This window comes from Brevibacterium sp. Lmc1 (genome assembly GCF_057654315.1).
In genome coordinates, this window is the sequence record NZ_CM172803.1 from 433,791 (window position 1) to 450,393 (window position 16,603).

Annotated in this window: 12 protein-coding genes; 3 read left to right on the forward strand and 9 right to left on the reverse strand. The window is 65.8% G+C overall.

Translation table 11 applies throughout. From position 1 onward, the window contains the following. Position 1: 1 nt before the first annotated feature. On the reverse strand, positions 2-787 hold the full coding sequence (locus AC239G_RS01945) for a DeoR/GlpR family DNA-binding transcription regulator (protein WP_139469461.1): 786 nt from the start codon (positions 785-787) through the stop codon (positions 2-4). A gap of 166 nt (positions 788-953) precedes the next feature. Further along, the gene (pdxA, locus tag AC239G_RS01950; RefSeq protein ID WP_139469460.1) at positions 954-3,419 is read right to left on the reverse strand and encodes a 4-hydroxythreonine-4-phosphate dehydrogenase PdxA; all 2,466 of its coding nucleotides are present in this window, start codon (positions 3,417-3,419) and stop codon (positions 954-956) included. Positions 3,420-3,559: 140 nt separating this feature from the next. Between pdxA and AC239G_RS01955 the strand changes: the two genes are divergently transcribed. The 3 genes from AC239G_RS01955 (at position 3,560) to AC239G_RS01965 (ending at position 6,906) form a co-directional block, all read left to right on the forward strand. After that, positions 3,560-4,540, forward strand: a complete 981-nt coding sequence (locus tag AC239G_RS01955) for an aldo/keto reductase (RefSeq protein ID WP_487489695.1) — start codon at positions 3,560-3,562, stop codon at positions 4,538-4,540. 104 nt (positions 4,541-4,644) lie between these two features. After that, positions 4,645-5,538: a dihydrodipicolinate synthase family protein gene (locus AC239G_RS01960; RefSeq protein WP_139469458.1), complete on the forward strand. Its 894-nt coding sequence runs from the start codon at positions 4,645-4,647 to the stop codon at positions 5,536-5,538. 144 nt (positions 5,539-5,682) lie between these two features. Next, on the forward strand, positions 5,683-6,906 hold the full coding sequence (locus AC239G_RS01965; protein ID WP_139469457.1) for an ATP-binding protein: 1,224 nt from the start codon (positions 5,683-5,685) through the stop codon (positions 6,904-6,906). A gap of 70 nt (positions 6,907-6,976) precedes the next feature. Here AC239G_RS01965 and AC239G_RS01970 read toward each other — a convergent pair whose 3' ends face one another. The 7 genes from AC239G_RS01970 to AC239G_RS02000 form a co-directional block, all read right to left on the reverse strand. Then, positions 6,977-7,921: a phosphoglycerate dehydrogenase gene (locus AC239G_RS01970; protein ID WP_139469456.1), complete on the reverse strand. Its 945-nt coding sequence runs from the start codon at positions 7,919-7,921 to the stop codon at positions 6,977-6,979. Then, positions 7,921-9,354, reverse strand: coding sequence for an Nramp family divalent metal transporter (locus tag AC239G_RS01975; protein WP_180345656.1), 1,434 nt, complete (start codon positions 9,352-9,354; stop codon positions 7,921-7,923). Before AC239G_RS01975 ends, AC239G_RS01970 begins: the two co-directional genes overlap by 1 nt. A 444-nt stretch (positions 9,355-9,798) precedes the next feature. After that, positions 9,799-11,229, reverse strand: a complete 1,431-nt coding sequence (locus AC239G_RS01980) for a purine-cytosine permease family protein (RefSeq protein WP_139469455.1) — start codon at positions 11,227-11,229, stop codon at positions 9,799-9,801. A 241-nt stretch (positions 11,230-11,470) separates the two neighbouring features. Continuing rightward, positions 11,471-12,610: an acyl-CoA dehydrogenase family protein gene (locus AC239G_RS01985; RefSeq protein WP_139469454.1), complete on the reverse strand. Its 1,140-nt coding sequence runs from the start codon at positions 12,608-12,610 to the stop codon at positions 11,471-11,473. 141 nt (positions 12,611-12,751) lie between these two features. Beyond that, positions 12,752-13,894: a CaiB/BaiF CoA transferase family protein gene (locus tag AC239G_RS01990; protein ID WP_487489696.1), complete on the reverse strand. Its 1,143-nt coding sequence runs from the start codon at positions 13,892-13,894 to the stop codon at positions 12,752-12,754. Positions 13,895-14,112: 218 nt separating this feature from the next. Continuing rightward, positions 14,113-15,336, reverse strand: a complete 1,224-nt coding sequence (locus AC239G_RS01995) for an acetyl-CoA C-acetyltransferase (RefSeq protein ID WP_487489697.1) — start codon at positions 15,334-15,336, stop codon at positions 14,113-14,115. A 276-nt stretch (positions 15,337-15,612) separates the two neighbouring features. Beyond that, positions 15,613-16,506: a LysR family transcriptional regulator gene (locus tag AC239G_RS02000; RefSeq protein ID WP_172172549.1), complete on the reverse strand. Its 894-nt coding sequence runs from the start codon at positions 16,504-16,506 to the stop codon at positions 15,613-15,615. Positions 16,507-16,603 lie beyond the last annotated feature (97 nt).

A 16,603-nucleotide genomic window follows, 5' to 3' on the forward strand; every position in this document is an offset into this window, starting at 1 on the left:
GTCAGTTGTGTACGGCATTGCCCATCTGGTCGACACGGACGACGGCGATTCCGCGCTCTTCGAACGGTGTGATCTGCGCCGGATCGGCCGAATCGTCGGTGACGAGCGTCCATCCGCTGCCGAGGTCGGCCCAGGCATGGAAGGGCCGCTGGCCGAGCTTCTCAGCGTGCGCGACGACGAAGACGTGGGTGGCGCGGCGGCTCATCAGTTCCTTGAGGCGGACCTGTTCGGGCAGGGCTTCGCACACACCGTCCTCAGCGTTGACGGCATCGGCGCCGAGGAAGGCGAAGTCGAACGTGAACTTCTCCAGCCCCGCCTCGGTGATGGGGCCGATGAAGCCCTGGCTGACGGGACGATATCTGCCGCCGAGAAGGGTGAACTCGACCCCCTCGAGATCAGCCATCTGCTGCAGCGATGTCAACCCGGTCGACACGACCGACAGCGGGGACGTCTCGCGCAGTCCGCGCGCAACCTGCGCGGTTGTCGTGCCTGCGTCGAGGAGCACATGTGAGCCCGCCGGCACCTGCTTGGCACACCAGGAACCGATCGCGCGTTTGACCTCGGGGGCTTCGTGCGACCGTTCAGCCAGAGTGGTCTCCGCCTCGGTGGGCACAGCGATGACACCGCCGTAGGTGCGGGCCAATTCGCCGGAATCGGTGAGCTTCGCCAGGTCCCGGCGGATGGTCGACGCGGTGACTCCGAGCATCTCCGACAGAGTCTCGACACTCATCTCACCTTGGGTGCGCGCCAGCTGAAGGATCTCCTCGCGACGTTCGCCTGCGTTCATGTCTCTCCTGTCGGATTGCCGTTGATCGCCACTGTATCGCGGATTATCGCGCGAACCGCGCAGAACTCAGACAATGGTGACGCGCGGATCGCACTACCGCCTTGGCGCTGGTACGGTGTTCCGTTGTGCGGACCGCACCTCGCCTCCGCCGGATGACCTTCCGAACTCAGACGACGGCGAGAGCCGCAGCCTGACGCATCGCCTCGCTCATCGACTCGGTGTCGACCTTGCCGGTGCCGGCGATGTCGAACGCGGTGCCGTGATCGACCGAGGTGCGGATGACCGGCAGGCCGACGGTGATGTTGACGCCGGCATCGATGCCGAGGACCTTGATGGGGCCGTGCCCCTGATCGTGGTACATCGCGACGATGAGGTCGTAGTCGCCGCGCCCGGCGAGGAAGAAGGCGGTGTCGGCAGACAGGGGCCCGACGGCGTCGATGCCGTCGGCCCGCAGCTTCGTGATCGCCGGAGTGATCTTCTCCTCCTCTTCGCCGTAGCCGAAGAGCCCGTTCTCACCGGCGTGCGGGTTGATCGCGCACACCCCGATGTGCGGTCGTTCCAGTCCGGCCCGGACGAGAGCATCGTGGCCGCGGCGGACGGTGCGCTCAACGAGGCCGGGTTCAATCTTCGCCACGGCGTCGATGAGTCCGATGTGGGTGGTCACGTGGATGACACGCAGCTTGGGGGAGGAGAGCATCATCGAGACTTCCTCGGTGCCCGTGAGCGAAGCGAGCATCTCGGTGTGCCCCGGGTACTTGTGCCCAGCGGAGTGGAGGGCCTCCTTGTTGAGCGGCGCCGTGCAGATCGCCTGCACCTCACCGGACATCGCCAGCTGCGCGGCGCGTTCGATGTAGCGGAACGCGGCGTCTCCGGCGACGGGGGAGAGTTCGCCCCAGGGCAGATCGCCCGGAAGGAGGGCGAGGTCGATGACGTTGATGACTCCGGGCACGTGTTCGGCCTCAGAGGGGGAGTCGACTCGGCGGACCTCGACCGCGGTGCCGAGCACCTGCGCGGCCTGCTCGAGCCGTGCGGCATCCCCGATGACGACGGGCGCAGCGACCGCGAGTACCGAGGGGTCGAGGCAGGCGGCGATGCAGATCTCGGGGCCGACGCCGGCCCCATCGCCCATGGTCACTGCGACTGTGGGAAGCGCGTTCATTGACTCTCCTTCGTGGTTCGCGACGATGGCCGCGGTGGTCGTGGTGGGCTCACCGGTGGTCAGAGCCGCGTGGATGAGGGTGAGGGAATCGGGTCCGCCCTGGCCGCCGGGCCGGGTGACGACGGCGGCGAGGTCGACGTCGTCGGCAATGCTCGCCGAGGCGGTTCCGACCGTGGACAGCACCGCCCCCGGGTGGATTTCGCGGATCGCTTCGATCCGGTGCACGCCGAGGCGGTCGAACACGGCTCGTGCCGTCTCGCCGCCGGCGGCTGCGAGGGCGATGGGACCGAATCCGGACAGTGCACGGGTGGTGAGTTCGGCGAGGAGCCCCGGCAGTGGCCGAGGGTCGACGGAGGCTCCCGTGTCGGTGAGTCGGACGACGAGGTGGGACTCGGTCAGCGCCGCGCGTACACGTACGGCGGAATCGTCGAGACGGCGCGGATCGTCGGCCCACGCGGCTACCTCTGTGGCGGGAAAGTCGAGTACACGAGTGTCCGAGTGGTCAAGCAGGTGAGCGATCTGCGCCTCGATCCTCTCTGCCGCGGTGCCGAGGAGAGTGAGCACCCGTGCGGGCGTGCGCGGAAATGATGAGGGCTCGGGCCGTTCAGCTGCAGCGTCACCCACATCGGCCAGGGCAGATGCGTCGCTTGGCGCAGGGAGTTCACGTCGTCGACGCTCGGCCAGGGCGCGCGCGAGTGCGGAAGTGCCGACGAGGATGGCCGAGGTCGCCTCGGCGAGAGCGACGATACGGGTGAGATCCTCCATCGTCTCGGCGTCGGCGGTGATGAGGCGCTCGCCGCCGAAGCCGACATTCGAGACGTCGACACTGGCTTCCGAACTGGCAGCGGTGTCGCGGCTGTCAGCGGCGTTGTCAAAGACGTCGGCAGCATCGGTGCTGGGGAGAGACCGCAGTTCGTCGAGACCCAAATGGCGGGCGGGGACGGGGCACAGATCCGAAAGCAACTCCGGTGCGCTGCCGTCCTCGAGGCTCCAGGCGCGGGTGCTGCTCAGCCGAATTCCGTTGTCGAAGGGCACTCCGCCGACGACCGTGCGGGCCTGCTGCGGAAGCGCCGGAGCGAAGAACACGGGGCCGGTCGCGTGGCCGACGGTCGCAGCGAGCGCGGCGCGGATGTTGCCGCGCAGCAGGGAATCGACCTTGATGAGTGTGGCGCGTGACGAGCCGAAGTCACGAAGCGCAGCCGAAGTGCGGGCGCCGGCCGACTCGGCCGGCAGATAACGGCAGTCGAGATCGACGACAAGGTTCCGGGGACCGGTGTGGGCCGCCTCGGTGAAGGGCCGATCGGATTCTGCGCCGGCGTTCGCCTCGGCGATGGAGTCATCTGAGCTGGTCGCGGACTCTGCACTCGACGGGGTGAGAACGATCGGGGTGCCCGGATCGAGCGTGGCGGCGACCTCGGCGGCGCCGCTGAGATCGTCGGCGATGACCAGGACACCGGATTCGCCTGCTGACATGGCACTCCTTTGCGTCCGGTCCGGCTGAACACCCTCTACACTGACATGTGTGCGCGGAATGCGCAAGCTGTTGCACGATCCACGCACAAATGGGAAGATCGGTGTATCGACGATCTGCCCCACTCAACGAGGAGACTCCCTTGACCACAGACTCGACCATCACGCTCGACGGAGTCTCCGTCCCCCTGTCCCGGCTGGTGCTCGGCACGATGACCTTCGGCGACACCGTGACCGAAGCGGCAGCGCACGAGGTCTTCGAAGCAGCCGTTGCGGCCGGGATCACCGGCATCGACACCGCCAACGGATATGCGAAGTCGACGACCGAGAGCCTGATCTCGCCGCTGGTGAAGAAGCACCGCGACCGGATCGTGCTCGCGACGAAGGCAGGAATGCCCCACGCCGACGCCGGCGAGCATTCGCCGCTGTCCGCAGCCGGCCTGCGCGCGAGCGTGGAAGGATCGCTGCGACGCCTCGACGTCGAATCGATCGACCTCTTCTATCTCCACCAGCCCGACCGTGCGGCCTCGCTCGACGAGACGCTCGAGACCATCGCCGCCCTGCGCGCCGAAGGCAAGATCACCGCGCTGGGCATCTCGAACTTCGCCGCCTGGCAGGCAGTCGACGTCATCGCCGCCGCCGAGCGCGCGGGCGCTCCAAGCCCCGTCGTGGCGCAGAACGTCTACAGCGTCCTGGCCCGCCGGATCGAGGACGAATGGCTCGAATGCGGACAGTCCCACGGCATCGCAACGATGGCCTACAACCCGCTGGCCGGGGGCCTGCTCGCCCGCCGCCCGTCGACCGACGGAACGGGGGACCGTTTCTCGGGATCCGTGCTGGCAGAGATGTACTCGCAGCGCTACCTCTCCGACTCCGTCCTCGCCTCGGTCGAGGCCTTTGCCGTCGTCGCCGACGATTCCGGGATCCCGCAGGCCGAGCTCGCCCTGCGCTGGGTCGCCGAGGCACCCGGAATCTCCGCCCTGCTGCTCGGAGCCAGCCGCGTCTCCCAGCTCGAGGGCAATATCGCCGCAATCGCCAAAGGCCCGCTGCCGGCAGATGTGCTCACCGCCGTCGATGACGCCACCGCCGCAATCCGCGGTTCCCAGCCGAAGTACAACCGCTGACTCACGAATCAAGAGCTGTCGGCAGAGCTGCCGGCCCGCATCCGTCTCCACCGATTTCGCAACCCTGCACAGGCTCGGCTGCACCAACCGTTCGAAGGGAAATCATGTCATCCATCTCAGGAATCCTCGCCGCTATCGCCACCCCGTTCGACGGGGATGAGAACCTCGTCGAGTCCGCTCTGCGAGCCCATGTCCGCCGTCAGCTCGACGCCGGCATCCATGGCATCTTCGCCCTCGGCACCAACGGTGAGTTCTACGCTCAGTCCGCCGATGAACGCGCCGAGGCCGCGCGGATCGTCATCGACGAGGTGGCCGGCGCCGTCCCCGTCGTCATCGGTGCCGGAGCCGCAACGACCCGGGAGACCATCGCGATCGCCGCCGATGCCGCTGCGGCCGGTGCCGACGCGCTGTCGATCATCACCCCGTACTTCGCGGCCGCCTCGCAGGTCGAGATCGAGAATCACTTCCGGGCCGTGGCCGACTCCGTCGACGTTCCGGTCATCGTCTACAACATTCCCGCACGCACCGGCAATGTCGTGGCACCGGCGACGCTCGAAAAGCTCGCAGCCGTGGACAACATCACCGCAGTCAAGGACTCGAGCGGGAACTTCGACACAATCCTGCAGTACCTCGAGCGCACCGATCGCGAGACCTTCGACGTCATCTCCGGCAATGACTCCCTCATTCTCTGGACCCTGCTGGCAGGAGGTGCCGGAGGGATCAGCGGCATCGCGAACATCTACCCGCAGACGATGGCCTCGATCTACGACCTGTTCGTCGCCGGCGACACCGATGCTGCGCGCACTGCACAGGACAGCATTCGCCCGATCCGCAACTGTCTCGCGCTCGGCAACCCGAACACCGTCGTCAAGGCAGCTGCGAACGAACGCGGATTCGGCCTCGGCCCGGCCAGGGCGCCGTTCAACGCGCTCTCGGATGAAGCGAAGAAGCAGGTCGCTGCGACAGTGGCCGCGGACGTGGAGCGCGGCCTGGCCTGAGACAGGCTGACCTGATCCGCCCGTTCCGTGGCGATTACAACCGCCAGAATCCTTCACTCAACAGATTGTGGCGATTATAATCGCCACCATGGGTCAGATCGACCTGTGCGGCGATTGTGATCGCCACAGTGAGGGGGTAGTGCGATGTCTATCGTCGACAGGCCGAAGTATCTCGAGAAGCTCGAATCGTTCATCGACGCTCCGGTCGTCAAAGTGCTCACCGGATTGCGCCGGTCCGGCAAATCGCGGCTCCTCGACCTCGTCGTCGAGCGGCTGATCGCGCGTGGCATCGACCCCGAACGCATCGTGCATCTCAACTTCGATTCCCTCGAACATGCGTCGTTGGCATCGGCTCAAGCGCTCAATGCGCACCTCAAGGATGTGCTCCCGAGCGAGGGCCGCACCTACGTCCTCCTCGATGAGATCCAAGAAGTCACCGAGTGGGAGCGCCTGGTCAATTCGCTTCTTGCCGAGGGGAGGACTGATCTCTACATCACTGGGTCGAACTCGCGACTGCTGTCCGGCGAACTCGCGACCTACATCGCCGGGCGGTACGTGACGATCGAAGTATGGCCACTGTCCTTCCGCGAATACCTGTCGTTCCGAGAGGCGTTCGCCGCCGACGACATGGGGGGCACAGATGCCGAGTTCACACGCTATCTGCGCCTCGGCGGATTCCCCGGTGTGCACATGCTGCCACTCGACGAGGTCGACGCTCGCTCGATGATCATGGACATCTACAGGTCCACGCTCGTCCGGGATGTGCTCGCGAGGAATCGGATCCGTGACGCTGATATGTTCGAACGCGTCGCCGCGTTCGCGGTCGACAATGTCGGCAATCCGTTCTCCGCTCGACGTGTCGCCGACTTCATGAAGTCTCAGCGCCGGTCGATCGGCCATGAGACCGTGCTCAACTATCTGACGGCACTGTCCGAAGCCTTCGTGATCGCACGAGTTCCTCGGTTCGATCTGCACGGCAGGGCCATCCTCGCGACAGATGAGAAGCACTTCGTCGGCGATCATGGCATCGTCAATGCCCTGTTCGGCTACTCGGACCAGCGTCTGCCGGGAGTGCTGGAGAACATCGTGTGGATGGAGCTGCGTCGACGCGGCTACGAGGTCACCATCGGTCGGATCGGAACAGCCGAAGTCGATTTTGTGGCTCAGCGTGCCGACGAGGTCGTCTACATCCAGGTGGCCACGACGATCGCGACTGAGGATACCCGCCACCGAGAACATCGGCCGCTCGAAGCGATTGCGGACAACCATCCGAAATACCTGCTGACACTCGACCCTCTTGTCGGAGGAAACGTGAATGGAATCAAACATCGCAGACTCCCTGAGTTCCTGCTCGCCAACGAAATCTGAATCAGCGCTTGGACGCGCCGGAGCCGACAGCCGAGCCGGCAGAGGGGAACTGAGCTGATCGACGTATCGGTCAGGCGACGGGGAAGCGGGGCTCTTCGCCCTGCAGCACCCGGACGACGTCTTCGACGGCCCAGGTTCCCATGTTCGCGTTCGCAATATCCGAGTAGGCGCCGATGTGCGGGGTGGCGATGAGATTCGGCGCGGAGAGCAGCGGATCGTCCGCCGCCGGCGGTTCCGTGGCGAAGGCGTCCAGGGCGGCGAATGACAGCCGCCCGGACTCAAGAGCCGTGGCCAGAGCTGCCTCGTCGACGAGCCCGCCACGGGCCGCGTTGATGAGCCCGGCACCCTTGGGCATCGTGGCGAGAAGCTCGGCATCGAGCAGCGGCTCGTCGCCACCGGGCAGGTGGAGGGTGAGGAAATCGGACCCTGCGACCACCTCGGCGAGGTTCTGGGGCTCGGCCCCCGTCTCGGCGATGGCCTCATCGGGGACGTACGGATCGTATGCGGCGATGCTCAGGCCGAATCCTGCGGCACGCTTCGCGACCTCCCGCCCGATGCGGCCGAAGCCGAGGATGCCGAGGCGTTTGCCGCTCAGCTGCGAACCGAAGAATACGCCCCACTCGCCGGTGCGCAGCGAATCCTCGGCGGCGCGAATCCGGCGGGCGCCCATAATGAGGAGCCCGAGCGTGAGGTCGGCGACGGACTCGGCATTCGCTCCGGGAGTGTTGACGACCCTGACTCCGGCGGCAGCGGCGGCGTCCAGGTCGATGTTGTCGACTCCGGCTCCGTGCTTCGCGACGACCTTGAGGTCGGGACAGGCGGCGAGCACCTCGGCGTTGATCCGATCGAGACCGACGAGGACCGCCTCGGCGCCGGAGATCGTCTCGATGAGGTCGGACCCGGATTTGGGATGATTCTCGGTCCGGTAGTCGAGGTCGAGGCCGAGCTCGTCTGCGCGAGCGCGAGGGGTATTCGACTGCTTGCCGAAAGACGGGGTGAGGACGGTGAGGCGCATCAGGCTCCGATCTCGATTCCGAAGGTCTCGAACACGGTGTAGATGCCCAGCAGGCCGATCGCCAGGGAGGCGAAGACGAGCATCACCGTGAAGAAGTGGTTGGACTTGAACTCGGCCGGCACCTCTCGGGAGCGAAGGTACCAGACGGCGATGACGACGGCGACGAGGAAGACGCCGCTGGCCACACCGCCGATCTGGACCATGATCACCGGGGACTGGATGATGAGGTAGCTCAGTGCCCAGATGATCGGGAAGACCACGGTGAGCACACGGATGATGCGGCCACGGGTGAGGGTGTTCTCCCATTCGAAGAGGCCGAGGATGGACACCGTGTTCGTCCACAGCCGGGGCACGCTCGCGGTCGAGGCGATGAAGGTCGAGAAGAGGACGGCGAAGGCGCCGATGAGGAAGATCCAGTGTCCGGCTTCACCCATCGTCGAGGAGTACATCGACGACAGCGTGGTGATCATGTCGTTGCCCTCGGGCACGAGGTTCTGCGGGTGGAGGATGGCCGCGCCGATGACGTAGAAGGACATCGTGCACACGGTCGAGACGATCCAGGAGACGAGCACGTCCGTGCGCATCACCGAGATCCAGCCGCGGGCGCGGCGGGCGCGTTCCGCGGTGCCGTCGTTCGGACCGGTGTAGCGGGCGTAGCCCTTTTCGAGGCACCAGTAAGTGTATGTCGTCATCTCGTCGGCGCCGACGCCGGTGATGCCGAACATCGCGACCGCGAAGCCCAGGGTGCCGGCGGGAATGGCGAAGGTCAGTCCACTCATGACGTCCGCCGAGGTGTAGGCGAAGTCGGTGAAGGGCAGCGATACTGCGAGTCCGACGGTGGAGACCGTGAAGATGATGACCGCGCCGACGGAGAACTTCTCGACGATGCTGTACCTGTTCGTCACGAGCAGGGCGATGACGACCGCAAGCGAGACGACCGTCCAGAAGACGAGAGACGGAGTCGAGAGCGGCTCGCCGAAGACGGGCAGCATGATGCTCAGTGCAGCGACGGCACCGCCGATGATGCCGCCGCGCTGGAGGACCTTCGCGAAGTCCATGAGGATCCACAGCAGGTTGATCCACCCGGCACGCCCGATGAGGCGGGGACCGACGTGGCCGTAGCCTTCGAGCGCGGGCTTGCCGGAGAGGATGGTCCACTGCGCGAGCTCGAGCTGGACCCAGACCTTGACCGCGGTGGAGATGATGACGAGCCAGAGGAGGACGAATCCGGCTTTGGCCCCGAGCGCCGTGGTGGTGATGAGTTCGCCGGAGCCGATGACCGCGGCCGAGATGACAAGACCGGGACCGAGGTACTTGAGCTTGCCCGCAAAGGTCGTGGGCGGTTCGAGCACGTCCTTGGGGTCGAGATGGTAGGGGTCGACGGCGGCGTCGGCGCCTGCGCGGTCGTCCCGGTCGATGTTCTGCGCGGTCATACTCGGCTTCCTTGCACGAAGGTGGATCTGTCCAGTGATCGTGCCGGTGTCTCGGGGCGAATCGAAGGACGACGGCCCGGTCGGCACGGCTCATGCAAGTGTGCCATCAAATGCGCGATTTGCGCAACAATAGTGCATGAACTGCGCAGGAGGGGTGGGTTTGACGATGATCGATTGCTCGTTGTGAGCGTGAAGTGGCGATCTGATTGGGGAGAGCTTTCGGCGACTGATCTGCCGCGCTGCGGGAACCGTTGATGTCCCCTGCGGGTGGATCCGCCCTGATTTCCATGCAGGTTTCGAGGTGGATCCACCCGCAGGAGACACGACAACGGCCGCCGGTCGGCAGCGAAGCACGCTGCCGGCCGACGGCCGTTGGAGGAGCGGAACCACCCCGCCGAGGTCAGCTGTCCGGTTGGGGCAGCGCCGCCTCGGTGAGGGTGGGGCTCACTTGCGCTCGAGTTCCTCGAGGCTGGGGTAGATCGTCTCCTTCGGGGCGACTCCGTGGTTGCGGATGAGCACGAAGTAGAGGACGAAGGTGACGACGATGCCCACGAGCCACGAGATGTCCGCGCCGCCGAGTTTGGCGACCAGCGGTCCGGTGTAGAAGGACTGAGCGAGGAACGGGATCTGGATGACGACGCCGATCCCATAGGCGACCAGCGCACGCCAGTTCCAGTTGCCGTAGCGACCGTGGCGGTCGTAGAACGCGGGGATGTCGAAGCGGTCCTTCGAGATGAGGTAGTAGTCGGTGAGGTTGATGACGCTCCAGGGCGTGAACACCATGAGCAGCGCGAGCACGAAGTTCTTGAAGTTCGCGAGGAAGTCCGCCGAGGCCAGCAGCGCCACAAGCACGGTGAGGGTGACGATGCCGATGACGAAGACCGCGCGGGTCCAGCGACGGATCGTCGCCTTGTTGCCGAAGGAGGTGAGGATCGTCAGCGTGCACATGAACGCACCGTAGGCGTTGAGCGTGTTGACGGTGAGCTTGCCCAGCAGGATGACGATGAAGATGAGGAGCGCGAAGACGCCGCCGCCGACGATGTCACCGACGTAGGCGACCTGGTTCTCGACGAATTCGTTGCCGGATTCCGTCATGGCGGCGGCCCCGATGAGCGCGCCGAGGGTCATCGACCACTGCGATCCGATGACCGATCCGCCGAAGGTGAACCAGAAGGTCTTCGACGACGGTGTCGACCGCGGCAGGTATCGCGAATAGTCGGCGACGTAAGGGCCGTAGGTCAGCTGCCAGCCCACGGACAGGGCGATCGCGGAGAGGAAGGCGGGGAAGGCGAACGACGAACCTGAGATCGTTCCGGGAACGTCGACCTGCGTGAGCACGCAGTAGGTGATGAAGAGGAACCCGAGCAGACCCGTCACCGAGGAGATCCGACCGAGCACATGGATGTACTTGTATCCCAGCAGGGCCACCAGGGCGGTGAGCGCGCCGAAGATGACGATGCCGATCCACGGGGTCTGCACGCCGATGATGAGGTTGACTGCCTGACCGGACAGGACCGCGCCGGTCGAGGCGAAGCCGATGTACATGAGCACGACGAGCACGAGCGGGATGATCGCACCGATGATGCCGAACTGGGCACGCGAGGAGATCATCTGCGGCAGTCCCAGCTGCGGACCCTGCGCCGAGTGCAGCGCCATGACGATTCCGCCGATGATGTTGCCGATGAGCAGGCCGATGATGGCCCACAGCGCGTCGGCACCGAAGACGACGGCCAGAGCCCCGTCGACGATCGCAGTGATCTGAGTGTTGGCGCCGAACCACAGAGTGAACTGGGAACGTGGCGTTCCGTGACGCTCGGCGTCAGGCACCATCTCGATGGACCGCTTCTCGATCCCCGAATTGGTCGTACTAGCCATGATTGTCTCCTTTGAACTGATGGACCTGGTTCAGTGTGGCACCACTGCACAACACCCGACGAGGTCCAGATCACACTTTCTGTCCGAAATATCGGAAAATCTCGCCGAGGCGGCCCGGAACGTCCGGACAGCGGAGCGGGGGTCCGAGGAGCGACCGACTCGCCCTCAGATACCGTGCCGATCGTAGACTCCGACACGTTTCGGTGCTGTTTCGCGCCCGGTCTCCCGGCCGCACCGGCCGCTATTTCGACAGAGAGCGCGCGATGATTGTGCGCTGGATCTCCGACGAGCCTTCGTAGATGCGGTAGATTCGGGCATCTCGAACGTAGCGTTCGAGCGGAAAGTCCCGGGTGAAGCCGTAGCCGCCGTGGATCTGCAGGGCTTCATCGGCTATGTACGCGGCCGCCTCGGAGGCGGCGAGCTTTGCCGTGGCCGAAGACCGGGTGAAATCGACCCCCGAATCGCGCTGTTCGGCGGCGTCCATCGTCAGCAGCCACGCCGACCGGTACTTCGTGTACATGTCCGCGAGCTTGAACGCGATGCCCTGCAGGCGGCCCAGCGGTTTCCCGCTGATCTTGCGCTCGCCCGCCCAATCCACGGCGGCGTCGAGAGCGGCCTTGCCGATTCCCAGGCTCATCGCCGCGACCTCGATGCGACCACGGTCGAGCACGCGCATCGCCGTGGTGAAGCCCTCGCCTGCGTTCCCGAGGAGGGCATCCTCGGGAACGACCGTGTCGATGACGAATTCGAAGACCGGGCTGCCGCGCAGGCCCATCGTCTTCTCCGGGGGATTGAAATCCAGCCCCGCCGAGGCGGCCGCGGTGTCGACGATGAATGCGCTGATGCCCTTGTGGCCGGCATCGACGTCGGTCTTCGCATAGACGATGATGAAGTCCGCGAAGCCGGCGTTGGTGATGAAGCACTTCGTGCCCTTGAGATGCCAACCACCGTCGACCCGTGTGGCCTTCGTCGACATCTCCGCCGGGTTCGAACCGGCACCCGGCTCGGTGAGCCCGAAAGCGCCGATGACCTCGCCGGCAGCGGCACGTGGCAGCCACGCTTCGCGTTGGGCATCGGTGCCGCCGAGGAGGATCGAGTCGGTGGCGAGGAACTGCGCGGTGACGATCGACGCGGTCGATGCGCACGCCTCGGTGATGGCGGCGACCATCTGGCTCATCGCCACCGAACCGACGCCGGGCCCGCCGAATTCCTCGGGCAGGTTGAGCCCCATAACCCCCACCTCGGCGAGGGTCTTCAGGGTTTCGTCGGAGACGCGTTCGTTCGCGTCGGCGGCCGCGGCCTGTGGGACGAGGACGTCCTTGCTGATCGAGACGACGGCGTCGACGAGTTCCTGTTCATCGGCGGTGATGTCGAAGGCCATAAGAGTGCTCCTTTGCAATGGGGATCGGTTCGATGGAATTGGACGGGGTCCCGACCAGGAGGATCGGGGAATCCTGACTGAGAGGCCAGGGGATTCGTGCGGAGTGCGCCGCCTCGGCGAGGTCGGCGCCAGCCGGTCAGGTCAGAGTGCGTCGGTGGGTGCGGCGAAGTCGGCGTTGTGTTCACCGAGGCGGGGCGCCGGAAGCGTGGACGCGGGGCGGGCGCCGTCGACAAGGAGCGGGTGGCCGAGGAAGGCGTGCCCGGACCGGGGATCGGTGGCAGTGAGATCGCGATCGGAGCCGATGGGGCCGGTGAGCGCCTCGGCGAAATCGAGGACGGGAGAGTTCGGGATTCCGGCGGCATCGAAGATCTCGCACAGCTCGGTAACGGTGCGCCCGGTGGTGAATTCTTCGATCTCGATGCGCAGCGCGTCGTCGTTGTCCGACCGATGAGCGTCGGTGGCGAAGCGCGGATCGGTGGCCAGCTCCGGCTTGCCGAGGGTCTGGGCAAGAGTACCGAAGAGCCGGTCGTTGGCCACGGCGATGACGAGGAGTCCGTCGGCGGCGCGATAGGTGTCGAACGGTGCCGAAACGGGGTGGCGGTTGCCGACCCGGGTGGGGGCGGATCCAGCGGAGTGGAGGGAAGCGTTCGTCGGCTGCATGGCGAGCATGACGTCGAGCATCGGAATGTCGATATGGGCGCCCTCGCCGGTCGTCTGACGGTGGAAGAGCGCCGAGGAGACGCCGAAGGCGGCGAAGACTCCGGCGGAGACGTCGGCGATGGATTCGCCGACCCGGGTGGGAGAGCCGCCGGGGAAGCCGGTCGAGGCCATGAGCCCGCTCAGGGCTTGAATGACGGTGTCGTAGGCGGGGCGTTTTGCTTGGGCGCCGTGCTGTCCGAAGCCGGAGATCGACGCGTAGATGATATCGGGTTTGACGGCCTTGAGGTCCTCATAGGACAGGCCGAGCTTCGCGGCGACGCCGGGCCGGAAGTTCTCGACGACGACATCGCAGCTCGCGATGAGATCGAGCAGTCGAGCGTGGTCTTCCGGGTCCTTGAGATCGGCCTCGATCGAGCGCTTTCCGCGGTTGAGTCCGGTGAAGTAAGTCGACCCGGAATCTGTGAAGGGTCCGAGATGTCGGGAATCGTCCCCGTGGCCGGGCATCTCGATCTTGATGACCTCGGCGCCCTGATCGGCGAGCATCGCCGTGGCGTAGGGACCGGCGAGGACTCGGGAGAAATCGGCGACCCGAACCCCGGTCAGCAGCTGCTTCGTTGCGTTCATGTTCCTCATCCTCGGCGCTGACCTGGGCAAAGACAACGGGGTCTCCGCGGAATTCGTCCGAGGTGTCGGACTGGATCGAGCGCTGACGGGCGGTCCGTCCCTGGGGTGGCTTGAGTCGGCGTGAAGGGCCGCCCGCGACAGACGCGGACGGCCCTTCACTCGGCCTGCGGTGAGCTGCTGGCTCCGCGAGTCGATCAGCCTCAGGCGAGGCCGTCCTGTCAGGCCACGCGTTCGAAGACGGCTGCCATGCCCTGACCGCCGCCGATGCACATGGTCTCGAGGCCGTAGCGCGATTCGCGGCGATCCATCTCGCGCAGCAGGGTGGCGAGAATGCGTCCACCGGTGGCGCCGACCGGGTGGCCGAGTGAGATGCCCGAGCCGTTGACGTTGAGACGCTCGGCGAAGTCGGATTCGGACAGCTTCCATTCGGTCGTGCAGGCGAGCACCTGCGCCGCGAATGCCTCGTTGAGTTCGATGAGGTCGATGTCGCCGAGTTCGAGACCCGCCTGCTGCAGTGCCTTCGCGGTCGCGGGGACCGGGCCGATGCCCATGGTCTTCGGCGGCACTCCGGCCACCGCCCAGCTGCGCATGCGGGCGAAGACCCGCAGACCGAGCTCGGCGGCCTTGGATGCGGTGGTGACGATGCACAGCGCGGCACCATCGTTCTGGCCCGAGGCATTGCCGGCGGTCACCGTGGCCTCATCGTCGGACTTCCCGAGCATCGGCTTGAGCTTCGCGAGCTTCTCGACCGTCGATCCGGGACGGATGTGCTCGTCGGTCGTGATGACCTGTTCGGGGGTCTTCCTGGTGGCCGGCAGCGTGATCGGCACGATCTCTTCGGCGAACTTCCCTTCTTCCGTCGCCGAGGCGGCCCGACGATGCGATTCAACGGCGTAGGCGTCCTGGTCCTCCCGCGAGATCTTGTACTCCCGACGCAGGTTCTCCGCGGTTTCGATCATTCCTCCGGGCACTGGGTAATCGTTGCCGCCGGCGGTGAGACGGCCGCGGACGAGACCGTCCTTGAGTTCGATGTTGCCGCCCTTGACGCCCCACCGGATCTCCTCGTTGAAGAACGGTGCGCGGCTCATCGACTCGACGCCGCCGGCAACGACGAGGTCGGCGAAACCGGATGAGATCATCGCGTGGGCGTCGGCGATCGCCTGCAGGCCGGAGCCGCAGCGACGGTCGACCTGGCGGCCGGGAACGGTGATCGGCAGTCCCGCATTGAGGGCGACGACGCGGCCGATCGCCGGAGTCTCCATGTGCGGATAGCAGTTGCCGAGGACGACATCCTCAATGGCCTCGCCCGGCAGGTTGGTCTTCTCCAGCAGAGCTGCGAGGACCTGTCGGCCGAGCTCCTCATGCGGAACGTTCTTGAACTGTCCGCCGAATCCGCCCACGGGGGAGCGGAGAGGTTCGCAGATGACGATGTCTTCGGACACAGAGTCTCCCTTTGGGTTGTGATCGAGCCGTCCTGCTGCGGCGGTGAGGCATCGATCCCTTCGGCATCACTGCCGATGCTGATATCAATACATTCTGATTTATGAACATATCCGAATAGATCGCGAGAGACAAGAGGTCATCTCAATGAATGGGCATCCGACGCCCCCGATGGCGGATGTGCCGACGGCGGACGCGTGCGCGGTGAACGATGGTGGGGTCGGTCGCGTGGGTGGCGGGTGTGGAGGTTTTCCGAACGGCGGTGAGACCGGCCGAGCTCAGCGGACTGTCGGCAGGACCGCCTCGGCGACATCGAGGACCGTGCTCAGGGCTGCGTCCTGTTGGTCGAGGCGGTATGCGAGGTGAAGCTGGGTAGCTTCGTTCGGGAGATCGAGCGGCACGGCGGTGATCCGCGAGTCGTAGCCGGCGGCGACGGAGTCGAACGTGATCGTCACACCCATTCCGGCGGCCACGAGCGCAGAGATCGACTGCGAATCGGGGGCCTCCTGGACCGTGCGCGGGCTGAACCCGGCATCGAGGCACAGGCGCATGGCGGTCTCGCGCAGGTTCGAATTCGGGCGCGCGGGCAGGAGGACGAAAGGCTCATCGGCGAGCTCTGCGACGTCGATCTTCTTCCGATTCGCCAGGAGATGTGAACTCGGCAAGGCGACACATGGGCGCTCGATCGCCACTGGGCGACCCGCGATGAGCGGAGGCCGCCGACGCCAGCGGACCAGCGCGAGGTCGAGAGTGCCGTCCATGATCCTCTCGAGGCCTTCGTCGGCATAGACCGTCGACTCGAGGTGGAAGGCGATGCCCGGATTGCGTTCGTGCGAGGCTGCCACGAGGGTGGCGGCGAGGTCCCGGGAGGATGGATGCGAGTAGCCGAAGCGCACGCGTCCGACCTCGCCGCTGGAGGAGCGGTGGACGGATTCGATGGCGGCCTGCTGGGTGGCGAGCATGTGTTTGGCCGGTTCGAGCAGAGCCTCACCGGCGGGGGAGAGGCTGACTGAGCGCGTCGTGCGTTGGAACAGTGAGGCGCCGAGTTCGGTCTCCAGGGAGCGGATGGTGCGGCTCAGCGGGGGCTGGGCCATGCCGAGGCGTTCGGCGGCGCGGCCGAAGTGGAGTTCCTCGGCGACGGCGACGAAGGCGCGGATCTGCTGCAGCTCCACTGTGTTCTCCTGTATCAGGCGGTCCGGGCGAATGTCTTAATTATTGCATGAATTGACAATAATCACAGAGATATTTTGCGGATTTCGGTAATTGCTA